The organism is Pseudomonas sp. SWRI50, assembly GCF_014269095.1.
Lineage (GTDB): Bacteria > Pseudomonadota > Gammaproteobacteria > Pseudomonadales > Pseudomonadaceae > Aquipseudomonas > Aquipseudomonas kermanshahensis.
In genome coordinates this window covers 16,303-38,295 of record NZ_JABWRW010000024.1, presented here as the reverse complement: position 1 = coordinate 38,295, position 21,993 = coordinate 16,303, and the positions used below count along the sequence as shown (strand labels likewise).

Below are 21,993 nucleotides of genomic sequence, written 5' to 3'. Positions count from 1 at the left end.
TTCAGAGGACTCTTAAATGAGCAACGTCGACCACGCCGAAATTGCCAAGTTCGAAGCCTTGGCCCACCGCTGGTGGGACCGTGAAAGCGAGTTCAAGCCGCTGCATGAAATCAACCCGTTGCGCGTCAACTGGATCGACGAGCGGGTCGGCCTGGCTGGCAAGAAAGTGCTGGACGTGGGCTGCGGCGGCGGCATTCTCAGCGAATCCATGGCCCTGCGTGGCGCCTCGGTAACCGGCATCGACATGGGCGAGGCCCCGCTGGCGGTGGCCCAGTTGCACCAACTGGAGTCCGGAGTCGAGGTTGAATACCGGCAGATCACCGCCGAAGCACTGGCCGAAGAGATGCCCGGGCAGTTCGACGTGGTCACCTGCCTGGAAATGCTCGAGCACGTCCCCGACCCGTCGTCGGTGATTCGCGCCTGCTACCGCATGGTCAAGCCTGGCGGCCAGGTGTTCTTCTCCACCATCAACCGCAACCCCAAGGCCTACCTGCTGGCCATTGTCGGCGCCGAGTACATCCTGAAGATGCTGCCGCGCGGCACCCACGACTTCAAGAAGTTCATCCGCCCCTCCGAGCTGGGCGCCTGGAGCCGTGTTGCCGGCCTTGAAGTCAAGGACATCATCGGCCTGACCTACAACCCGTTGACCAAGCACTACAAGCTTTGCAACGACGTGGACGTCAACTACATGATCCAGACCCTGCGCGAGGAATGAGCATGCGTTTGCGAGCAGTACTCTTCGACATGGACGGCACCCTGCTCGACACGGCGCCGGACTTCATCGCCATCTGCCAGGCCATGCTCGCCGAGCGCGGCTTGCCGGCCGTGGACGACAACCTGATTCGCGGGGTGATTTCCGGCGGTGCCCGTGCCATGGTCGCCACCACCTTCGCCATGGACCCGGAGGCCGAAGGCTTCGAGGCCCTGCGCCTGGAGTTTCTCGAGCGCTACCAGCGCGACTGCGCGGTGCACAGCAAGCTGTTCGACGGCATGGCAGAGCTGCTGGCCGACATCGAGAAAGGCAACCTGCTGTGGGGCGTGGTCACCAACAAGCCGGTACGTTTTGCCGAGCCGATCATGCAGCGCCTGGGCCTGGCCGAGCGCTCGGCGCTGCTGATCTGCCCGGACCACGTGAAAAACAGCAAGCCCGACCCCGAACCGCTGATCCTGGCCTGCAAAACCTTGAACCTGGACCCGGCCAGCGTGCTATTCGTCGGCGACGACCTGCGCGACATCGAGTCTGGCCGCGATGCCGGCACCCGCACCGCGGCGGTGCGCTACGGCTATATTCATCCAGAGGACAACCCGAACAACTGGGGTGCCGACGTGGTGGTGGACCACCCGCTGGAACTGCGCAAGGTGATTGACAGCGCGCTGTGCGGCTGCTGATCAAGACCTGAAGTCAGCAGGGCCTGTGGGAGCGGGCTTGCCCCGCGAACGCGGGCGAAGCCCGTGCCATCCTCCGCGCCGCCTGCTTCGCGGGGCAAGCCCGCTCCCACAATGATCGGCGCTGCCCAATGAACAAGGGAAAAATCTGATGTTCGACTACACCGCCCGCCCCGACCTGCTGCAAGGCCGGGTCATCCTGGTCACCGGAGCCGGCCGCGGCATCGGCGCCGCCGCTGCCAAGGCCTACGCCGCGCTCGGTGCCACCGTGCTGCTGCTGGGCAAGACCGAGGCCAACCTCAACGAGGTCTACGACCAGATCGAGGCCGCCGGGCACCCACAACCGGTGGTGATCCCGTTCAACCTGGAAACCGCCCTGCCCCATCAGTACGACGAGCTGGCGGTCATGATCGAAGACCAGTTCGGGCGCCTCGATGGCCTGCTCAACAACGCCTCGATCATCGGCCCGCGCACGCCCCTGGAGCAGTTGTCGGGTGACAACTTCATGCGCGTAATGCACATCAACGTCGATGCCACCTTCATGCTCACCAGCACCCTGCTGCCGCTGCTCAAGCTGTCGGAGGACGCCTCGGTGGTGTTCACCTCCAGCAGCGTCGGGCGCAAAGGCCGGGCCTACTGGGGCGCCTACGGGGTGTCGAAGTTCGCCACCGAAGGCCTGATGCAGACCTTGGCCGACGAACTGGAAGGGGTTGCGCCGGTGCGCTCCAACAGCATCAACCCAGGCGCCACGCGCACCGCGATGCGGGCCCAGGCTTACCCGAGCGAGAACCCGCAGAACAACCCGCTGCCTGAAGAGATCATGCCGGTGTACCTGTACCTGATGGGGCCAGACAGCACTGGGGTGAATGGGCAGGCGTTCAACGCCCAGTGATTTTGGGTGGCCTGCACTGGCCCTATCGCCGGCAAGCCGGCTCCCACAGGGGTATCATTTGCGTCTGGCTTGGTGAAATTCTGTGGGAGCCGGCTTGCCGGCGATAGGGCCAGTACAGGGGACCATCAACCCGCCGCCAACGCCGGCCGCACCCGCCCCTGCTGACGCCCTTCCAGCTGCATGCAGCGCTCCAGGAACAGGTACATGCAGTCGTAACTCTTGCAGATCGCCCGGCGCAATTCGGTACGCAACCCCAGCGTCGGGTTCTCCCCCGCCAAGGTACAGATGATTTCCAGCGCCTCCCACGGGTGCGCATCGTCGTACTGCGCATGCATCTTCAGCCATTTCATGGCGCGCTTGCGCTGCTCCTCCGGGAAGCCTTGGGCGTAGGTGTCATTGGCGCACACCACCGCCGACCATTCCCCCGTCGCGCCTTCGATGGCGTAGTTGGTCGCCGCCATGGAAATCGCCAGGTTTTCAGTAGCACACACCCGCCAGCACCAGTCATTGAGCCCATTCAACTCGGGTGGCACCTCTTGCGCCTGCAGGTCATGCAGGTGAACGCCATGGGCATGGCACCAGTGCACCCAGTAGTCGGCATGGTTGAGCTCGACGCGGATGTTGCGCATCAACCAGCGCCGCGCCATGTCTTCGCCGGGGTGGCGGCCATAGCGGGTCTTGGTCAGGTTATGGGCCATGTACAGGGAGAACTGCTCGACCACCGGCCAGCCGCCGATCAGGTACTGGCGGATGGTCGAAGGCTTCAGCTGGCCATCACGCAGGCGCTGGTAAAACTCATGCTCGACCACCCGGCGCTTGCTTTCGCGGCACTCTTCAATCAATTGCTGGGCCCATTGAGGGTAACTGGCGGGGTCCATCAATGGCCCGATACGAACGAATGCATCAATCACTTTCAGCTCCTTGTTCCTTGTGATTTTTCGGACGTGTTGTGTCAGCGAAAGCCGCTGTCTAGCTAACGAAACGTGCCAGGTGCCCGCTGCAACAGAGGCCGTGCGGCGATCCGTTGGCGCTGCAGGCTGTCACAGGTGAACACCTGGGGCCGTTCGATCAGGTAGCCCTGGGCGTAATCCACGCCAATTTCCTGCAGGGCCTGTTCGATCAAGGGGGTTTCGACAAACTCGGCGATGGTCCGCTTACCCATGACATGGCCGATGTGGTTGATGACCTCGACCATGGCCCGGTTGACCGGGTCGTCGAGCATGTCCTTGACGAAACTGCCGTCAATCTTGAGGAAATCCACAGGCAAATGCTTCAAATAGGCGAACGACGACATGCCGGCACAGAAGTCGTCTAGCGAGAACCTGCACCCCAGCCCTTTCAGTTCGTTGATGAAACGAATAGCACTGCCGAGGTTGGCAATGGCGCTGGTTTCGGTGATCTCGAAGCAGATCATGCGTGGCGGGATGGCGTACTCGACGAACAAGCGCTGCAAGTACTCGAGGAAGTTGTCGTCGCCAATGCTCGACCCCGACAGGTTGATCGCGCACATGGACAACGGCCCTTCGCGCCCTTCGTCCAGGCACTGGCGAATCACCTGGAACACATTGCGCACCACCCAGCGATCAAGGGCGGTCATCAGGCCATAGCGCTCGGCGGCGGGGATGAAGCTGCTGGGCAGGATGGTGCGCCCGCTCTCATCGTGCAGGCGCAGCAGAATCTCGATATGGCCAGGGCCTTCGATGGTCTTCAGCGCGGCGATTTCCTGGGCGTACAGGCAGAAGCGGTTTTCTTCCAGGGCCACGTGCAAACGCTGGATCCAGGCCATCTCGCCAAAGCGCATGGACAGCTCGCTGTCGTCGGCGTGGTACACCTGCACCCGGTTGCGACCCTTTTCCTTGGCCATGTAGCAGGCCATGTCGGCAGCGCGCAGCGAGGCCTCCAGGGTACCGGGGGCCTGCGCCATGTTCACCAGGCCAATGCTCACGGTGGTGACGAACGGGCGCCCCTTCCACACAAAGTGCAGGCTCTGGACCATCTGGCGCAGCTGCTCGGCAATTCGCTCGGCCTGGTCCGGCGGGCAGTTTTCCAGCAGCACGCCAAACTCATCGCCACCCAGCCTGGCCAGGGTATCCCCTTCGCGCAGACCCGACTGCAACACGGCGCAAATATGGCGCAGCAACTCGTCGCCCGCCGCGTGGCCACAGGTATCGTTGACCAGCTTGAACTGGTCGAGGTCGAGGAACATCAGTGAATGCCGCCCAGCCTGACGTGCCAGGCCGTTGAGCGCCTGCTCCAGGCGGTATTCGAACTCGCGGCGGTTGGCCAGGCCGGTCAAGGCGTCATGGGTCGCCTGCCAGGACAGGTTGGCGATGTACTGGCGCTCCTGGGTCATGTCGTGCAGCACCAGCACGATGCCGCTGACCTGCCCGTCATTGACAATGGGCGAGCCCACCAGGTTGATCGACACGGTGCTGCCGTCCAGGCGCTGGATCAACCGGGCATGCTCGGCGCCGCCCTTCAGGCTGCCACTGAGCACCTGCTCGACCAGGCTGCGGCCGTCCTCTTCGGCCTGCTCGTCCACCAGGCTGAACAGCGCCGAAAGTGGCAGCCCTTGGGCTTGGCCGGCCTGCCAGTGGGTAAGTTGCTCGGCCGCCGGGTTCATGTAGCCGATATAGCCATCGACATCGGTGGTGATGACCGCATCGCCAATCGCCTGCAGGGTGATCTGCGCCCGCTCCTTTTCGGCCTGCAGGGCACTGGCGAACGCCTGGCGCTGGGCCAGCAACTTGCTGGAGCGGCGCCAGGCAATGGTAATGAGGAACAAGGCAGTCAGCAGGTTGGTGATCAGCAGCACCTGCAGCAGCATGCGCGAACCCTCGCCCAGGGCATCGCTGAAAGCCCTGGCGGCCGGCGTCACACCTTCGTTGATGGCGACGATGCGGGCCTTCCAGTCGCTGATCGTGCCGGCATCGACCTGGCCACCGGCAAAGCCTGTGCGCATCTCATCCGCCAGCACATCCAGCTGGCCTAGGTAGCGGTCGCCGATGTCCCAATAATCGATGGCCGTCTGCATGTAGCTGATGCTGCGGAAGTTGCGATAGAACCAGATGATGCGTTCGACGTCGTCGGGGTGGTTGCCCCCCTGCAACACGGCATCGCGCGCGGCGTTCAAGTCCGGATTGGGCTGGTCGAGCACTTCACGCAACTGGTGATCGCCATGGGGCACGGTGATGGCCTGGCGATAGCGCTGGTAAGTGCTTTCGTCGCGGTTGTCGGCGTACAGGTTGAGGTAGTAGATGGCGTCTTTCTGAGCCTTGGACCACAAGCTCTCGCCCGCGACATAGGCGCGTACCGCCGATAGCGTATAGAGGCTGAGACCGGCCAATGCCGCCTGGAAGATCACGACGGCAATGAAGGGCCAGATGATACCCAGCAGCTTCGGCGCTTCTAGAGTGCGATGTCCCTTCATGGAGTCCCTGTCACAGAGCAGATAAGGCTCGAATCAACCCAGACAAGCACAGCGTAGGCCATTTGCCATCTGCGTGGAGGGGTTTTTTATGACAAGGAATGGGGCGATTCGCACCGCCCGTAACAAGAGGCTCAGGTCTGCTGTAGATGCCCGTACAGCTTGGCGTACAAACCACCCTCGGCAATCAACTGCTGATGGTCGCCATCTTCGGCCACATGCCCGCCATCGAACACCAACACCCGGTCGGCCTGTTTCACGGCCGACAGGCGGTGGGCGATGATCAGCGTGGTGCGGCCGCTGAGGAAGCGTGCCAGGGCCTGGTGCAGGTTGTACTCGGTGGCGGCATCCAGCGCCGACGTGGCTTCATCGAGAATCACCACCTTGGGTTCGGCCAAGACCATCCGGGCAATCGCCAGCCGTTGCCGCTGCCCCCCGGACAGGCGCACACCGGAACGCCCGACCACGCTGTCCAGGCCTTGCGGCAAGGCGGCGATGGTGGCGTCCAACTGCGCAATGCGCAGCGCCTGCCAGCAGGCTTCGTCGCTGCACTCGCGGCCCATGGTCAAGTTGGCGCGCACGCTGTCGTTGAACAACGAAGGGTGCTGCAGCACCACCGCGACGTTTTCACGAAGGGTTTCCAGGCCGATTTCCTGCAGGCTGGCACCGCCAAAGCGGATGGTCCCCGCCTGGGCGCTGTACAGGCCAAGCAGCAGCTGCACCAAGGTGCTCTTGCCGCCACCGCTGGCGCCCACGATGGCCACCTTCTCGCCCGGGGCGATGGACAGGTCGAGGTGCTCGAGCACCGGCTCGTCGGCATAGGCGAAGCGCAGGTCGCGCACCTCGATGCCCACTGTTTCGCGGCCCACGAATGGGTCACTGGCCGCGGGGTACTGCGGCTCGTCGGCACGCGCCAGCAGCTCGTTGAGCCGGCTCAGGGCGCCACCGGCGGCATAGTAGGCGTACTGCAGGTTGAGCAGTTGCTCCACCGGGCCGATCATGAACCACAGGTAGCTGAACACCGCCAGCATCTGGCCGATCGACAGGTCGGAAAACAGCACAGTGAGCATCGCCGCGGCGCGGAAGATGTCGATGCCGAACTGGAACAACAAACCACTGGCGCGGCCGCTGGCATCGCTCTTCCATTGCGAGTCCACGGCGTAGTCACGCACCTCCCGGGCGCGCACGCCCAGGCGCCCCAGGAAATAGCCCTGGCGGTTGCCGGCGCGGATCTCCTGGATGGCGTCGAGGGTTTCCGACAGCGCCTGGGTAAAGCGCGCGGTGCTGTCGTTTTCGAGCTTTTTCAGGTGTTTGACGCGTTTGCCCAACTGCACGGTGAAGTAGATCACCAGCGGGTTGAACAGCAAAATCAGCAACGCCAGTTGCCAGTGCATCCAGATCAGGATGGCCGCCGTGCCGGTCAGGGTCAGCATGGCGACCAGGAAACGGCTGAGGGTCTCGCCGACGAATTTGTCGAGGGTGTCCAGGTCGGTGACCAGGTGAGTGGTCACCGTGCCGCTGCCCAGGCTTTCGTATTCCTTGAGGGAAATCCGCTTGAGCCGTTCGATCAGCCGAATACGCAGGCGGTAGACGATGTCCTTGGCCAGCCCGGCAAACAGCTTGGCCTGCACCACGTTGAAGGCCAGGGCGGCCAGGCGCAGGCACAACGTCAGCGCCAGCATCAGGCCGATATAGCCGGCCGCGACCTGCCAGCTGGCCGGCAGCAGGTGGTTCATCCACTTCAGCGCGGCGTCGCCGTGGCCCAGCAGCACTTCATCCACCAGCAGCGGTAGCAGCAAGGGGATCGGCACGCTGCAGCACGCCGCGAGCACGGCAATCAGGTTGGCGGACCAGAGGTTTTTCTTGTGATGCAGTGCCAGGCGGCGGATTTCCGCCCAGCTCAGTCGATCGGCCGCACTGTGGGGTTTCCCTGGCACAGGGTCGGGCGACCCGGGCACATCAAGCACAGGCAGCCTGCTGCAGCCAGCGGCCGAGCAAGGGTTGCAGGCGCTCCAGCGGCTGGTAGCCGTTGGTCAGCAGCGCCAGCTGGCCGTTACGCTCGGCCAGCAGGGTGGGGAAACCGGCGATGCCCAGGTCTTGCGCCCACGCAATATCGGCTGCGGTTGCTACACGCGTATCGGCGCGGGCAAAGGCCTCGGCAAACACCGCACGGTCGAAGCCTGCCTGTTCGGCCAGCTCAACCAAGTGCGGCGCAGTGGTAACGTCGACGCCGGCCTCGTAGAACGCGCGCTGGATCAACGCCAGCAGTGGCCAGACGCGCTCGGCGTCCAGCTCACGGGCGGTGACCAGGGCGCGGCAGGCAGGCTCGGTGTCGTAGACGAAACCGTCAGGCATGGCGCCCTCGAAACGAAACGGCTGGCCGGTGGCGTCGGCCACCGCCTGCCAATGCTCGAGGATGTACTTGCGGGTCGACGCATCCAAGGCGCTGCCACCGGTGCGCAGGCCGCCTGGCACCAGGTGGGTTGGCACGCCGGCTTCACGCGCCTGGGCGATCAGGGCCGCGGCCACCGGCGCAAAACCCCAGCACCAGGAGCACATGGGGTCCATCACATACAGCAGGCGTGCAGTCATGCATCAGGCCTCGGCTTTGTAGTTGTAACCGATCGGGTGCGGCAGGTTGCGGGCCTTGGCCAGCTCGATCTGCTTCTGCCGGTCGATGGCGCTGCGGCGAGTTTTTTCGCTCAGGCTGTCCCAGCAGTGCGGGCAGCTGACACCTGGCGAATAGTGCTCGGACGCACGCTCCTCTGCGTTGATCGGGTGGCGGCAGGCATGGCACTGGTCGTACTCGCCTTCGCTCAGGTCATGGCGCACCGTGACGCGGTTGTCGAAGACGAAGCAGTCGCCGTCCCACAGGCTTTCTTCCTGAGGCACTTCTTCGAAGTACTTCAGGACGCCACCTTTAAGATGATAGACCGCCTCGAAGCCTTCACCGAGCATGTAGCTGGAGGCTTTTTCGCAACGGATACCGCCGGTGCAGAACATCGCCACTTTCTTGTGCTTGCTCGGGTCGAAGTTGGCCTTGATGTACTCGGGGAACTCGCGGAAGGTCTCGGTCTTGGGGTCGATGGCGCCCTTGAACGTGCCGATGGCCACTTCGTAGTCGTTGCGGGTATCGATCAGCAGCACTTCAGGGTCACTGATCAGGGCGTTCCAGTCCTTGGGCTCGACGTAGGTGCCCACCTGCTGGTTGGGGTCCACGCCCGGCACACCAAGGGTGACGATCTCTTTCTTCAGCTTCACCTTGGTGCGGTAGAACGGCTGTTCGTCGCAGTAGGATTCCTTGTGGTCGACATCCACCAGGCGCGGGTCGTTGCGCAGCCAGGCCAGCAGGCCGTCGATGCCTTCGCGGGTGGCCGACACGGTGCCGTTGATGCCTTCGTTGGCCAGCAGCAGGGTGCCTTTGACGTCATTGTCGAGCATGGCCTTGAGCAGCGGCTCGCGCAGCTCGACGTAGTCCTGCAGGGTGACGAATTTGTACAGCGCCGCGACGACGATCGGTTGTGACATGAACGTGAATCTCCAGGTGGTTGCCCTCGTAAGGGGCGGACCGGGGTAACAAAAACAGGGGGCTGCTTCGCAGCCCATCGCAGGCAAGCCAGCTCCCACAGGTACAGGGTGTGGGAGCTGGCTTGCCTGCGATGGGCCGCAAAGCGGCCCCCTTTGGGATTGTTGCGGATTCTACCAGAACGCTAGAAAGGATTCAGTGCCCACCGCCCGCACACACCGGCGAGGCCGGTGCGACCCCGACCTTGGCCCACTCTTCAGCGGTGTAGGTGTGGATCGCGAGGGCGTGGATCTGGCCCATCAGCTCGCCCATGGTGGCGTAGACCTTCTGGTGACGCTTGACGCTGTTCAGCCCGGCAAACTGCTCGCTGACGATCACTGCCTTGTAGTGGGTCTCCTGACCACGACTGTGCATGTGACTTTCATTGAGCACTTCCAGGTGTTGCGGCGCCAGCGCGGCCAGTTGTTGCTCGATGCGGTGCTGCATGCTCATCACGCGTTACTCACTTCTTGGCGGGGGCGGCGGCCTTGCCAGCGTTCGGGTCAAGCTCTTTGGTCATGTCTTCGAGCAGCTTGTTGACCACCGGTACCGCAGGCTCCAGGCTCTGCTGGGTCAGCTGGGCCGACTGCTGGGTAACCTTGGGCATCTCGCGCAGGACTTTCTTGCCCAGCGGCGACTCGTAGAACTTGACCAAGTCCTTGAGCTCGGCCTCGGTGAAGGTGGCGGTGTACAGGTCGACCATTTTCGGCTTCAGCTTGTTCCAGCCGATGGCGCTGTCCAGGGCGGCGTTGGCCTTGGCCTGGTAGCTTTGCAGCACCGGTTGCTTGGACGCAGGCGCCTTGGTTTGGGCGAAGCGCTGGGCGAACATTTGTTGGACCTGCATATAGACCGGGGTGCCCAGCTTGTCGGCGTTGGCCAGGTTCAGGAATTTCTCGGCGGCAGCGTTGTGACTGGCGGTGGCAGCGAGTACCTGGCCGCTGGCACAGGCCAGGGCGACGGCGGCACAAAGGACACGGAGACGGGTCATTGCATTTCCTTCAAGAGAGGGAGGCGGGTACCTCAGAGTAGAGCATTCTGCGCTGTGGTGGCGATGTGCTCAAGTGGGCACGACGAGCGAGGGAACCGCGCTGTCGAATCAGGGCCTAAACTGCGATTTCGAACCACAAAGGAGTGAGCGCAGAATGAGCCGTATCGAGACAGACAGCCTGGGCCCGGTCGAAGTTCCTGAGGGCGCCTATTGGGGTGCGCAGACCCAGCGGTCGCTGATCAACTTCGCCATTGGCAAGGAACGCATGCCGCTCGCGGTGCTGCACGCCCTGGCGCTGATCAAGAAAGCCGCGGCACGGGTCAACAACCGCAACGGCGACCTGCCGGCCGATATCGCCCGGCTGATCGAGCAGGCCGCCGACGAAGTGCTCGACGGCCAGCATGACGATCAGTTCCCACTGGTGGTCTGGCAAACCGGCAGCGGCACCCAGAGCAACATGAACGTCAACGAAGTCATCGCCGGGCGCGCCAATGAACTGGCCGGCAAGGGCCGTGGCGGCAAGACGCCCGTGCACCCCAACGACCACGTCAATCGCTCGCAGAGCTCCAACGACTGCTTCCCCACCGCCATGCACATTGCCGCGGCCCAGGCGGTGCATGAAAAACTGCTGCCGGCGATCGCCGAGTTGTCCTCGGGGCTGGCCGAACTGTCGGCGCGCCACCTCAAACTGGTCAAAACCGGCCGTACGCACATGATGGACGCCACGCCGATCACCTTCGGCCAGGAGGTCTCGGCCTTCGTCGCCCAGCTCGATTACGCCCAGCGCGCCATTCGCGCCACCCTGCCCCCAGTCTGCGAACTGGCCCAGGGCGGCACGGCCGTCGGTACCGGCCTGAACGCGCCACACGGCTTTGCCGAAGCCATCGCGGCCGAGCTGGCGGCCCTTTCCGGCTTGCCATTCGTCACCGCGCCCAACAAGTTCGCCGCCCTTGCCGGCCATGAACCGCTGACCAGCCTGGCGGGGGGGCTGAAGACCCTGGCAGTGGCCTTGATGAAAATCGCCAATGACCTGCGCCTGCTTGGCTCTGGCCCCCGCACGGGGCTGGCGGAAGTGCGCCTGCCGGCCAACGAGCCGGGCAGCTCGATCATGCCCGGCAAGGTCAACCCGACCCAGTGCGAGGCACTGTCCATGCTGGCCTGCCAGGTGCTGGGCAACGACGCGGCGATCGGTTTTGCTGCCAGCCAAGGCCACTTGCAGTTGAACGTGTTCAAACCGGTGATCATCCACAACCTGCTGCAGTCGGTTGAACTGCTGGCTGATGGCTGCCGCAACTTCCAGCAGCACTGCGTGGCCGGGATCGAGCCGGATGCCGAGCAGATGGCGGCGCACCTGGAGCAGGGTTTGATGCTGGTGACGGCATTGAACCCGCATATTGGCTATGACAAGGCAGCGGAAATTGCCAAGAAGGCGTATGCCGAAGGCACGACCTTGCGCGAGGCGGCGTTGGCGTTGAAGTACCTGACCAATGAACAGTTCGATCAGTGGGTCAGGCCGGAAAACATGCTGGCGCCGGGCGGTAAAGGCTGACCCGCTCGCCCCTCCCCTGTAGGAGCAGCCTTGTGCTGCGAAGAGGCCGGTGAAAGTAGCGAAAAATCGCTGTGTTTGCACCGGCCTCTTCGCAGCACAAGGCTGCTCCTACAAGGACGGCGGTTAGCGCATGCTATTGATGCACCTGCGCCAACCGTGCCTTTCTGGCGCGCCAACCGGCAACCAACGAAGGCCCAAGCGCCACCAGCGCCGACCCCAGCACGACCGTCACCGCCCCCAGATACCCCAGGGCATTGATGTCCTCGGCATGCACATAGTCGGGCCACACCCAAGCCGCCAGCGCCACCGCCACAAAGGTCACCAACGGCGTCAACGCCAGCGTCGCGCTCACCCTTGAGGCCTCCCAGTGCGCCAGTGCCTCGGCAAAGGCGCCATACGCCACCAGGGTATTCAGGCAGCAGGCCAACAGCAGCCAGCCTTGCAGCGGCGTCAGTTGCAACGCTTCCAGTGGATGCACCCAAGGCGTGAGCAGCGCGGCGCAGCTCAGGTAAATCACCATCATCACCTGCTGCGAATGCCATGCCGTCAGCAGCTGCTTCTGGCTCAAGGCGTAGAACACCCAGATGCTGGTCGCCAGCAAAATGGTCAGCACGCCAGTGGTGTAGGTGCCGAGTGAGGTCAGCAGCTCTTCCAGACGCTGGTTGAAGAACAGCCCGAAACCGCCGATCAACACCACCAGGCCCAGCCCCTGCCCCAGGCTGAAGCGCTCCTTGAACACGAACACGCTGGCCACCAGCAACAGCACCGGGCCTACCTGCACCACCAGTTGCGCGGTACCAGGGCTAAGCAGCCTGAGGCCGATCAGGTAGAGCACGTAGTTGCCCATCAGGCCAAGCACGGCCACGGCCACCAACCCCTTGCCCTTGGGCCCGAGCTTGCCGAACGAGGGCAACTGGCGCTTGGCCCCTAGCCAGGCGAACAACAGCCCGCCAGACACCAACAGGCGGTACCAGGTGACGGTGACAGGGTCCATCACCTGCAGCACCTGCTTGAGCTTGATCGGCAGGATGCCCCACAGCAGCGCGGTCAGAAGTGCCAACAGCAGGCCATAGACCCAGCGTCCGGAAGTGGTGTGCATAAAGCCCTCGATCAAGCCCGTGGTGGGGGTGCTTGGATTCTACGGGCTTGGCGGCTGGCGCGGGGCTAAGTGCCGGGAAAAGAATTCATCAGGTCATTCCACCGCGGCATGGCTGGACGGGCAGTCCGAAAGGGCCGCTGCGCGCCCCATCGCCGGCAAGCCGACTCCCACAGATACACCGCCTCCTGAGATTCACGCCCCACCTGTGGGAGCCGGCTTGCCGGCGATGGGCTGCACAGCAGCCCCAATGACCAACGGACACAGGTGGCTATTTCTTGTCCTTGGCAAACGCCGCTTCCAGCGCCTCGTTGATGGTGCGCAATACCTTCACCCGGGCCCAGCGCTTGTCATTGGCCTCGACCAGTGTCCATGGCGCGATCTCGCTGCTGGTGCGGTCGACCATGTCGCCCACGGCCTCGGTATACAGGTCCCACTTTTCGCGGTTGCGCCAGTCGTCCTCGGTGATTTTGTAGCGTTTGAAGGGGATCTGCTCACGCTCTTCGAAACGTTCCAGCTGGGTCTGCTGGTCGATCGCCAGCCAGAACTTGACCACCACCACACCGGCATTCACCAACTGCTCTTCAAAATCGTTGATCTCGCTGTAGGCACGCATCCAGTCGGCCGGGCTGCAGAACCCCTCGACCCGCTCCACCAGCACCCGCCCATACCAGGAGCGGTCGAAGATAGTGAACTTGCCCCGCGCCGGGATGTGCCGCCAGAAACGCCACAGGTACGGTTGCGCGCGTTCGTCTTCGCTGGGCGCGGCAATCGGCACGATGCGGTATTGGCGTGGGTCCAGCGCCGCCGCCACGCGGCGGATCGCGCCGCCCTTGCCAGCCGCGTCGTTGCCTTCGAACACCGCCACCAGGGCATGCCGGCGCATGTGCTTGTGGCGCAGCAGGCCGGCCAGGCGCGCCTGCTCGGTGACCAGTTGTTCCTGGTAATCCTGCTTGTCCAGGCGCAGGGTCATGTCCAGGGCACCGATCAAGCTGCGCTGGTCAATGCTGCGACCCAACGGCGCGACGTTGCCCTGGTGCTTGCCCTTGGGGTTGTTGGCGAGGGCGGCTTGCAGGCCGTCCAGCAGAATGCGCCCCACCGCCAGGCTGCGGTAGTAAGGGTCGACCCCCTCGACCACATGCCAGGGCGCGTAGTCACGGCTGGTGCGGCGCAGCACCCGCTCGCCAAAGCGCACGAAACGGTCGTAGGTCTCGGACTGCTGCCAGTCCAGTGGGCTGATGCGCCAACTGTGCAGCGGGTCATCCTTGAGCGCCTTTAGGCGGGCTTTCATCTGCTTCTTGGAAAGGTGGAACCAGAACTTGATGATCAGCGCGCCTTCGTCGCACAGCATCTGCTCCAGGCGTTCGGCACCGGTGATGGCTTGGTCGAGCACGGCGTCCTTGAACACCCCGTGCACACGCCCCTGCAGCATCTGGCTGTACCAGTTGCCAAAAAAAACGCCCATCCGCCCTTTCGGCGGCAAGGCCCGCCAATAGCGCCAGGCCGGTGGCCGGGCGAGTTCTTCGTCGGTCTGCTGGTCGAAGGTGAGCACATCGATCATGCGCGGGTCCATCCACTCATTGAGCAGCTTGACCGTCTCGCCCTTGCCGGCGCCTTCGATGCCATTGATCAGCACGATCACCGGGAAGCGCGCCTGCTGCTTGAGCTCGTACTGGGCTTCGAGCAGCGCCTCGCGCAGGGCGGGCACTTCGGCGTCGTAGGTCTCCTTGTCGATGCTGTGACCGATTTCAGCGGATTCGAACATGCAGTGGCTCCTTCATTGGATAACCAAGACTAGCGGATTTGTGCTGGGGCTGTGTTCGTGCAACCAGCGTAAAAACCGCAGATGGCATAAAATCCCGCCATCCGCTGCAACCGAGCCCACCATGTCCACCCTCCTCCAACATGCCCAGATCGACTGGGACGACCAGGGCCGCCCTCATTCGCGGCAGTACGACGACGTGTACTTCGCCGTCAACGAAGGCATCGAAGAAACCAAACACGTCTTCCTCGGCCAGACCCGCCTGGCCGAGCGTTTCGCCGACCTAACGCCGCACACCTGCCTGGTGATCGGCGAAACCGGTTTCGGCACCGGCATGAATTTTTTCTGCGCCTGGCAGTTATTCGACCAGCACGCCCACGCCGACGCCCGCCTGCACTTCGTCAGTGTCGAAAAATACCCGCTCGGCCACGACGACATGGCCCGGGCGGTGCGCCTGTGGCCAGAGCTGGCGGCCTATACCGAGCCACTGCTTGAGCAGTACGTGGCTGTGCACCCAGGGTTTCAGCAGTTCACCTTCGCCAACGGCCGGGTGACCCTGACCCTGCTGATTGGCGATGTGCTCGAGCAGTTGCCGCAGCTTGATGCACGCATCGACGTGTGGTTCCTCGACGGCTTCGCCCCGGCCAAGAACCCCGACATGTGGACCCCAGAGCTGTTCGCGCAACTGGCGCAGCTGTCACACCCAGGCACCGTGCTGGGCACGTTCACCACCACCGGCTGGGTGCGGCGCAGCCTGGTCGAGGCCGGCTTCGCCATGAAGAAGGTGCCGGGCATTGGCAAAAAGTGGGAGGTGATGAGCGGTGCCTACACCGGGCCGACCGCCCTGCGTAAACAGCTGCCCTGGTATGGCCGCCCGCGCAGTGCTGCGGGGCCACGCGAGGCGCTGGTGATCGGTGCCGGGCTAGCGGGCAGTGCCAGTGCCGCGAGCCTGGCCAGGCGTGGCTGGCAGGTCACGGTACTGGAGCGCCATGCGGCGCCTGCACAGGAAGCCTCCGGTAACCCACAAGGGGTGCTGTACCTCAAGCTGTCTGCCCATGGTACGGCCCTTTCGCAGATGATCCTGGCCGGCTTCGGCTACACCCGGCGCCAACTAGCGCACTTGCAGCGTGGCCGCGACTGGGATGCTTGCGGGGTGCTGCAGTTGGCGTTCGACAGCAAGGAGGCCGAACGCCAGGGCAAACTGGCCGAGGCGTTCGACCACGACCTGCTGCACGCACTTGACCGTGACCAGGCCGAAGCCATCGCCGGGGTGGCATTGCCCGCAGGTGGCCTGTTCTATCCGGAAGGCGGCTGGGTACACCCGCCGGCCTTGTGCCAGGCGCAGTTGCAACACCCCAGGATCCAGGTTCGGGTGCACCATGAGGTGATGGAACTGCGCAAGGTCGGCCACCTGTGGCAGGCCTGGGACGGCGAACGCTTGCTGGCCAGCGCGCCGCTGGTGGTGCTGGCCGGTGCTGCCGATGTGCGGCATTTCGCGCCCTGCGCACAGCTGCCGCTCAAGCGCATCCGCGGGCAGATCACCCGCCTGCCGGCCACCGACAGCAGCCGCGCCCTGCGTACGGTGGTGTGTGCGGACGGTTATGTGGCGCCGCCGCGCGAGGGCGAACACACCCTGGGCGCCAGCTTCGACTTCCACAGTGACGACCTGGCGCCGACCGTTGCCGAGCACAAGGGCAACCTGGCGCTGCTGGACGATATTTCCGTGGACCTGGCCCAGCGCCTGGACACCGCTGCGCTCGACCCTGAGCAGTTGCAGGGCCGGGCGGCGTTTCGCTGCACCAGCCCGGATTACCTGCCAATCGTCGGGCCCATGGCCGACCCGCAGGCGCTTGCCGAAGCCTTCGCCGTGCTGGGCAAGGACGCGCGGCAGGTGCCGGAGGTGGAGTGCCCTTGGCTCGATGGGCTGTATGTGAACAGCGGGCATGGGTCGCGGGGGTTGATCACGGCTCCGCTGTCGGGCGAATTGATTGCGGCCTGGGTGTGCGGGGAGCCATTGCCGGTGCCGCGGGCAGTGGCTGAGGCGTGCCATCCGAACCGGTTTGCCTTGCGCAGGTTGGTTCGGGGTAAGTGATAGGGCTGGGGTGCATGGTTGGGGATAGGTTGCGCCTTTGAGATCGAGCGCCGCCCGCGCGGCGCATCGCGAGCAACGCTCGCTCCTACGTTTGTTTTTGGCCAATAACGCCTGAGACAGGCGCGCGCGACCGCCTTGTTTGTTCGACGCCATATCGCGTCATGCCCCAAGGCAGTCGCGCGCATTTACCCCAGGAATAATTGGCCCGAAACAAACGTAGGAGCGAGCGTTGCTCGCGATGCGCCGCGCGTGCGGCGCTCGATCTCACCGGCGCAACAAATGCTAAACCAAACACCCAGCACCCTCCCCCATATAACAGATCGTTCTAAAACTCCTGCAAACCTCACCGGTCAGTTCCTTACGGCGCCCTGATTCTGGGCACCGCCTCCCCAACGGAAAAACCGGTAAGGACTTATGTGCGGATTAGCAGGAGAGTTACGTTTCACCCCCCTCGACCAAGCCCCTCGCCCGGCCGACCTGGCCGCGGTGGAGCGCATCACCCACCATCTGGCGCCTCGTGGCCCGGACGCCTGGGGCTTCCATAGCCAGGGCCCGATCGCCCTCGGCCACCGCCGGCTGAAAATCATGGACTTGTCCGACGGTTCGGCTCAGCCGATGGTCGACAACACCCTCGGCCTGTCGCTGGCCTTCAACGGCGCCATCTACAACTTCCCCGAACTGCGCCAGGAGCTGCAAGACCTGGGCTACACGTTCTGGTCGGATGGCGACACCGAAGTGCTGCTCAAGGGCTACCACGCCTGGGGCGCGGCCTTGCTGCCCAAGCTCAATGGCATGTTCGCCCTGGCCATCTGGGAGCGCGACAACCAGCGCCTGTTCCTGGCCCGCGACCGCCTTGGCGTCAAACCGCTGTACCTGTCGCGCAACGGCGAGCGCCTGCGCTTTGCCTCGACCCTGCCTGCCCTGCTCAAGGGCGGCGACATCGACCCGATGATCGACCCGGTAGCGCTCAACCACTACCTGAACTTCCACGCCGTGGTACCCGCGCCGCGCACGCTGCTGGCCAACGTGCAAAAGCTTGAACCCGGCACTTGGATGCGCGTCGACCGCCACGGCGAAATCGAACGCCAGACCTGGTGGCAGCTGCAGTACGGCGCCCACCCCGACGAGCGTGAACTGGACCTCGAAGGCTGGACCACCCGCGTGCTCGACGCCACCCGTGATGCCGTGGCGATCCGCCAGCGTGCTGCGGTGGACGTTGGCGTGCTGTTGTCTGGCGGGGTCGACTCCAGCTTGCTGGTCGGCCTGCTGCGTGAAGCCGGTGTGGACGACCTGTCGACCTTCTCCATCGGCTTCGAAGATGCCGGCGGCGAACGCGGCAACGAGTTCGAGTACTCCGACCTGATCGCCCGCCACTACGGCACCCGCCACCACCAGTTGCGCATCGCCGAACATGAAATCATCGACCAGCTGCCGGCCGCCTTCCGCGCCATGAGCGAACCGATGGTCAGCCATGACTGCATTGCCTTCTACCTGCTGTCGCGGGAAGTGGCCAAGCACTGCAAAGGCGTGCAAAGCGGCCAAGGTGCCGACGAACTGTTCGCTGGCTACCACTGGTACCCACAGGTGGATGGCGCCGAGGATGCCTTTGGCGCCTACCGCGACGCATTCTTCGACCGCACCCACGCCGAGTACCGTGACACCGTGCAAGCCCCTTGGCTGCTGGAAAGCGATGCCGCCGGCGACTTTGTCCGCGAACACTTCGCCCGCCCTGGCGCCAGCGACCCGGTCGACAAGGCCCTGCGCCTGGACAGCACGGTGATGCTGGTCGACGACCCGGTCAAGCGGGTCGACAACATGACCATGGCCTGGGGCCTGGAAGCGCGTACGCCGTTTCTCGATTACCGCCTGGTGGAACTGTCGGCACGCATCCCAGCACGCTTCAAGCTGCCCGATGGCGGCAAACAGGTGCTCAAGCAGGCCGCCCGACGGGTCATCCCGCATGAGGTGATCGACCGCAAGAAGGGCTACTTCCCGGTTCCAGGCCTGAAGCACCTGGAAGGCGCGACGCTGGGCTGGGTGCGCGAACTGCTTACCGACCCCAGCCAAGACCGAGGGCTTTTCAACCCGGCCATGCTCGACCGCTTGCTGAGCAACCCGCACGGCCAGTTGACGCCGCTGCGAGGCTCCAAGCTGTGGCAGCTGGCGGCGCTCAACCTGTGGCTGAGCGAACAAGGAATCTGACCGATGAAAGCCCACGAAATCGCCTACGGCCAGCGCCTGCTGCGCGGCCAGGCACCGTCCTACGAGCGTTTGCAGGCGCGCCTGGCCGGCGATGGCAGCGAGCCCCACGACCAGCCACGTGCCGTGCACTGTGGTTGGGGCCGGCTGCTGATCGGCCATACCTACCCAGACCCCGTTTCACTCGCCGAGCAATTGCTGGACGAGCGCCACGGCGAGCGCGACATTGCCCTGTACGTGGCCGCGCCGCAGCAGGTACTGGCGCAGGCGCCGCAGCAGTTGTTTCTCGACCCCTCCGACACCCTGCGCCTGTGGTTTACCGACTACCGCCCGGCGCAGCGGGTGTTTCGCGGTTTTCGCGTGCGGCGGGCGCAAAACCTGGGGGACTGGCAGGCGATCAATACCCTTTACCAAGCGCGCGGCATGTTGCCGGTCGACCCTGACCGGCTCACGCCACGTCACCTCGGCGGCCCGGTTTACTGGCTGGCCGAGGATGAAGACAGCGGCGCGGTGATCGGTAGCGTCATGGGCCTTAACCATGCCAAGGCGTTTGATGACCCCGAGCACGGCAGCAGCCTGTGGTGCCTGGCCGTGGACCCGCACTGCACCCGCCCTGGCGTGGGTGAAGTGCTGGTGCGCCACCTGATCGAGCACTTCATGAGCCGCGGCCTGGCCTACCTAGACCTGTCGGTGCTGCATGACAACCGCCAGGCCAAGCGCCTGTACGAGAAACTCGGGTTTCGCAACCTGCCGACCTTCGCCGTCAAGCGCAAGAACGGCATCAACGAACGCCTGTTCCTCGGCCCTGGCCCTGAAGCAGGGCTTAACCCTTATGCACGGATCATTGTTGACGAGGCGCTGCGCCGTGGTATCGAAGTGCAGGTCGAAGACGCCGCAGGCGGGCTGTTCACCTTGAGCCTGGGCGGGCGTCGCATTCGCTGCCGTGAGTCGCTAAGCGACCTGACCAGCGCTGTGACCATGACCCTGTGCCAAGACAAGTGCCTGACCCAGCGAGCACTGAGCAACGCCGGGCTGCGTGTACCAGCGCAGCAACTGGCGGGCAACGCCGACGACAACCTGGCGTTTCTCGACGAGCATGGCGCAGTGGTGGTCAAGCCGGTGGATGGCGAACAAGGCCAAGGGGTGGCGGTGAACCTCTCCACCCTTGAAGAGCTCACCCACGCAGTGGCCCACGCCAAGCAGTTCGACAGCCGTGTACTGCTGGAGAGCTTCCATGCCGGCCTTGACCTGCGCATCGTGGTGATCGGCTTTGAAGTGGTGGCAGCTGCCATACGCCACCCGGCCCAGGTAGTGGGTGATGGCAAGCACGACATCCGCGCGCTGATCGAAGCCCAGAGCCGCAGGCGCCAGGCCGCGACCGGCGGTGAAAGCCGCATCCCGCTTGACGATGAAACCGAGCGCACCCTGCGCGCGGCGGGGCTGGGCTATGACGACGTGCTTCCTGCCGGCCAACGCCTGGCGGTGCGGCGTACTGCCAACCTGCACACCGGTGGCACCCTTGAGGACGTGACCGAGCGCCTGCACCCCGTGCTGGCCGATGCGGCGGTGCGCGCGGCACGGGCGCTGGAAATTCCGGTGGTGGGGTTGGACTTCATGGTGCGTGATGCCGAACAGGCGGAGTACGTGATCATCGAGGCCAACGAACGCGCCGGCCTGGCCAATCATGAACCGCAGCCGACGGCTGAGCGGTTCATCGACTTGTTGTTCCCGCATAGCCGGGGATTGGCGTAAATCAATGATGGCCCTTTCGCGGGGCAAGCCCGCTCCCACAGGTTTCAGGTTTACGTGTGGGAGCGGGCTTGCCCCGCGAAGAGGCCAGTAAGGAGTACCCATGTCCGAACACCACCCCGAACCCGATCTCGACTACCTCAAACGCGTCCTGCTGGAGATGCTCGCCATCCCAAGCCCCACCGGCTTCACCGACACCATCGTGCGCTACGTGGCCGAACGCCTGGATGAGTTGGGCATCCCCTTCGAGCTGACCCGCCGTGGCACCATCCGCGCCACCCTCAAAGGCCGGCAAAGCTCACCCGACCGCGCCGTTTCGGCGCACCTGGACACCATCGGTGCCAGCGTGCGTCAGTTGCAGGACAACGGCCGCCTGGCGCTGGCGCCAGTGGGCTGTTGGTCGAGCCGCTTTGCCGAGGGCAGCCGGGTCAGTGTGTTCACCGACACCGGCGTGTTCCGCGGCAGCGTGTTGCCGCTGATGGCCAGCGGGCATGCGTTCAACACCGCCATCGACCAGATGCCTATCAGTTGGGACCACGTCGAAGTGCGCCTGGATGCCTACTGCGCGACCCGCGCCGATTGCGAAGCCCTGGGGGTCTCGATCGGCGATTTCGTCGCCTTCGACCCGTTGCCAGAGTTCACTGAAAGCGGCCACATCAGCGGCCGCCACCTGGACGACAAAGCGGGCGTAGCCGCATTGCTGGCGGCGCTCAAGGCAGTGGTGGAAAGTGGCCGACAGCCACTGATCGACTGCCACCCGCTGTTCACCATCACCGAAGAAACCGGCTCCGGCGCGGCAGGTGCCCTGCCCTGGGACGTCAGCGAATTCGTCGGTATCGACATTGCCCCGGTAGCGCCAGGCCAGGCCTCCAGCGAGCATGCGGTGAGCGTGGCCATGCAGGACTCTTCGGGGCCTTACGATTACCACCTGTCGCGTCACCTGCTGAAGCTGGCCGACGACCACGATTTGCCGGTCAGGCGCGACCTGTTCCGTTACTACTTCAGCGATGCCCACTCGGCGGTGACGGCGGGGCATGACATCCGAACCGCGCTGGTGGCGTTTGGCTGCGATGCCACGCACGGTTACGAACGCACGCATATCGACAGCCTGGCGGCGCTGAGCCGGTTGCTGTCAGCGTACTTGTTGAGCCCGCCGGTGTTTGCCAGTGATTCGCAGCCGGCCAATGCCTCGCTCGAGCGCTTCAGCCATCAGTTGGAGCACGATGCGCAGATGGAGAGCGATACGCGGGTGCCGGCGGTGGATAGCCTGGTTGGGAATAAAGGCTGA

17 protein-coding genes are annotated in these 21,993 nt (G+C 64.3%); 8 read left to right on the top strand and 9 right to left on the bottom strand.

Translation table 11 applies throughout. The features are described 5' to 3' along the window. Nucleotides 1–16 precede the first annotated feature (16 nt). From ubiG to HU750_RS21695, 3 genes are all read left to right on the top strand, one after another. Nucleotides 17–715, top strand: a complete 699-nt coding sequence (ubiG, locus tag HU750_RS21705) for a bifunctional 2-polyprenyl-6-hydroxyphenol methylase/3-demethylubiquinol 3-O-methyltransferase UbiG (RefSeq protein ID WP_027595946.1) — start codon at nt 17–19, stop codon at nt 713–715. A 2-nt stretch (nt 716–717) separates the two neighbouring features. Next, nucleotides 718–1,389 (top strand): N-acetylmuramic acid 6-phosphate phosphatase MupP, encoded by a 672-nt coding sequence (gene mupP, locus HU750_RS21700; RefSeq protein ID WP_027595945.1) that lies wholly within the window; start codon nt 718–720, stop codon nt 1,387–1,389. A gap of 148 nt (nt 1,390–1,537) precedes the next feature. Next, entirely contained in the window at nt 1,538–2,278 is a 741-nt protein-coding gene (locus tag HU750_RS21695; RefSeq protein ID WP_027595944.1) for a YciK family oxidoreductase, read from the top strand. A gap of 125 nt (nt 2,279–2,403) precedes the next feature. Here HU750_RS21695 and HU750_RS21690 read toward each other — a convergent pair whose 3' ends face one another. The 7 genes from HU750_RS21690 to HU750_RS21660 form a co-directional block, all read right to left on the bottom strand. Continuing rightward, nucleotides 2,404–3,189, bottom strand: coding sequence for an iron-containing redox enzyme family protein (locus tag HU750_RS21690; RefSeq protein ID WP_027595943.1), 786 nt, complete (start codon nt 3,187–3,189; stop codon nt 2,404–2,406). A gap of 62 nt (nt 3,190–3,251) precedes the next feature. After that, nucleotides 3,252–5,708, bottom strand: a complete 2,457-nt coding sequence (locus tag HU750_RS21685) for an EAL domain-containing protein (protein ID WP_027595942.1) — start codon at nt 5,706–5,708, stop codon at nt 3,252–3,254. A gap of 131 nt (nt 5,709–5,839) precedes the next feature. Continuing rightward, nucleotides 5,840–7,672, bottom strand: coding sequence for an ATP-binding cassette domain-containing protein (locus HU750_RS21680; RefSeq protein ID WP_186682291.1), 1,833 nt, complete (start codon nt 7,670–7,672; stop codon nt 5,840–5,842). Next, nucleotides 7,665–8,297, bottom strand: a complete 633-nt coding sequence (locus tag HU750_RS21675) for a DsbA family protein (RefSeq protein WP_186682289.1) — start codon at nt 8,295–8,297, stop codon at nt 7,665–7,667. Before HU750_RS21675 ends, HU750_RS21680 begins: the two co-directional genes overlap by 8 nt. Before the next feature lie 3 nt (nt 8,298–8,300). After that, on the bottom strand, nt 8,301–9,233 hold the full coding sequence (trhO, locus tag HU750_RS21670; protein WP_027595939.1) for an oxygen-dependent tRNA uridine(34) hydroxylase TrhO: 933 nt from the start codon (nt 9,231–9,233) through the stop codon (nt 8,301–8,303). 193 nt (nt 9,234–9,426) lie between these two features. Further along, entirely contained in the window at nt 9,427–9,723 is a 297-nt protein-coding gene (locus HU750_RS21665) for a BolA family protein (RefSeq protein ID WP_085272798.1), read from the bottom strand. Nucleotides 9,724–9,733: 10 nt separating this feature from the next. Continuing rightward, entirely contained in the window at nt 9,734–10,258 is a 525-nt protein-coding gene (locus HU750_RS21660; protein ID WP_186682280.1) for a DUF2059 domain-containing protein, read from the bottom strand. A gap of 154 nt (nt 10,259–10,412) precedes the next feature. On the opposite strand from HU750_RS21660, the gene HU750_RS21655 reads away from it, so the two are divergent. Further along, complete coding sequence (locus HU750_RS21655) at nt 10,413–11,807, top strand: class II fumarate hydratase (protein WP_099453215.1); 1,395 nt, start codon at nt 10,413–10,415, stop codon at nt 11,805–11,807. A 133-nt stretch (nt 11,808–11,940) separates the two neighbouring features. Here HU750_RS21655 and HU750_RS21650 read toward each other — a convergent pair whose 3' ends face one another. Both HU750_RS21650 and pap read right to left on the bottom strand, forming a co-directional pair. Continuing rightward, a complete protein-coding gene (locus HU750_RS21650) occupies nt 11,941–12,906 on the bottom strand; it encodes a DMT family transporter (protein WP_085272796.1) in 966 nt (321 codons plus the stop codon). A gap of 268 nt (nt 12,907–13,174) precedes the next feature. Continuing rightward, complete coding sequence (pap, locus tag HU750_RS21645; protein ID WP_027595934.1) at nt 13,175–14,668, bottom strand: polyphosphate:AMP phosphotransferase; 1,494 nt, start codon at nt 14,666–14,668, stop codon at nt 13,175–13,177. A 121-nt stretch (nt 14,669–14,789) separates the two neighbouring features. Between pap and mnmC the strand changes: the two genes are divergently transcribed. The 4 genes from mnmC to HU750_RS21625 all read left to right on the top strand — a co-directional run bounded on the left by mnmC (nt 14,790) and on the right by HU750_RS21625 (nt 21,993). Next, nucleotides 14,790–16,757, top strand: coding sequence for a bifunctional tRNA (5-methylaminomethyl-2-thiouridine)(34)-methyltransferase MnmC2/FAD-dependent 5-carboxymethylaminomethyl-2-thiouridine(34) oxidoreductase MnmC1 (mnmC, locus tag HU750_RS21640; protein WP_186682278.1), 1,968 nt, complete (start codon nt 14,790–14,792; stop codon nt 16,755–16,757). A 414-nt stretch (nt 16,758–17,171) separates the two neighbouring features. After that, nucleotides 17,172–18,959: an N-acetylglutaminylglutamine amidotransferase gene (locus HU750_RS21635; RefSeq protein ID WP_186682276.1), complete on the top strand. Its 1,788-nt coding sequence runs from the start codon at nt 17,172–17,174 to the stop codon at nt 18,957–18,959. Between the two features lie 3 nt (nt 18,960–18,962). Next, complete coding sequence (gene ngg, locus HU750_RS21630) at nt 18,963–20,708, top strand: N-acetylglutaminylglutamine synthetase (protein WP_186682274.1); 1,746 nt, start codon at nt 18,963–18,965, stop codon at nt 20,706–20,708. A 100-nt stretch (nt 20,709–20,808) separates the two neighbouring features. Further along, nucleotides 20,809–21,993, top strand: a complete 1,185-nt coding sequence (locus HU750_RS21625; protein ID WP_186682272.1) for an osmoprotectant NAGGN system M42 family peptidase — start codon at nt 20,809–20,811, stop codon at nt 21,991–21,993.

Excerpts from the sequence above, each read along its gene's own strand:
- HU750_RS21665 (WP_085272798.1), bottom strand. The coding sequence starts at position 9,723 with ATGAGCATGCAGCACCGCATCGAGCAACAACTGGCCGCGCTGGCGCCG.
- mnmC (WP_186682278.1), top strand. The coding sequence starts at position 14,790 with ATGTCCACCCTCCTCCAACATGCCCAGATCGACTGGGACGACCAGGGC.
- HU750_RS21650 (WP_085272796.1), bottom strand. The coding sequence starts at position 12,906 with ATGCACACCACTTCCGGACGCTGGGTCTATGGCCTGCTGTTGGCACTT.
- ubiG (WP_027595946.1), top strand. The coding sequence starts at position 17 with ATGAGCAACGTCGACCACGCCGAAATTGCCAAGTTCGAAGCCTTGGCC.
- trhO (WP_027595939.1), bottom strand. The coding sequence starts at position 9,233 with ATGTCACAACCGATCGTCGTCGCGGCGCTGTACAAATTCGTCACCCTG.
- HU750_RS21635 (WP_186682276.1), top strand. The coding sequence starts at position 17,172 with ATGTGCGGATTAGCAGGAGAGTTACGTTTCACCCCCCTCGACCAAGCC.
- HU750_RS21685 (WP_027595942.1), bottom strand. The coding sequence starts at position 5,708 with ATGAAGGGACATCGCACTCTAGAAGCGCCGAAGCTGCTGGGTATCATC.
- HU750_RS21695 (WP_027595944.1), top strand. The coding sequence starts at position 1,538 with ATGTTCGACTACACCGCCCGCCCCGACCTGCTGCAAGGCCGGGTCATC.
- HU750_RS21655 (WP_099453215.1), top strand. The coding sequence starts at position 10,413 with ATGAGCCGTATCGAGACAGACAGCCTGGGCCCGGTCGAAGTTCCTGAG.
- mupP (WP_027595945.1), top strand. The coding sequence starts at position 718 with ATGCGTTTGCGAGCAGTACTCTTCGACATGGACGGCACCCTGCTCGAC.
- ngg (WP_186682274.1), top strand. The coding sequence starts at position 18,963 with ATGAAAGCCCACGAAATCGCCTACGGCCAGCGCCTGCTGCGCGGCCAG.
- HU750_RS21675 (WP_186682289.1), bottom strand. The coding sequence starts at position 8,297 with ATGACTGCACGCCTGCTGTATGTGATGGACCCCATGTGCTCCTGGTGC.
- pap (WP_027595934.1), bottom strand. The coding sequence starts at position 14,668 with ATGTTCGAATCCGCTGAAATCGGTCACAGCATCGACAAGGAGACCTAC.
- HU750_RS21660 (WP_186682280.1), bottom strand. The coding sequence starts at position 10,258 with ATGACCCGTCTCCGTGTCCTTTGTGCCGCCGTCGCCCTGGCCTGTGCC.
- HU750_RS21625 (WP_186682272.1), top strand. The coding sequence starts at position 20,809 with ATGTCCGAACACCACCCCGAACCCGATCTCGACTACCTCAAACGCGTC.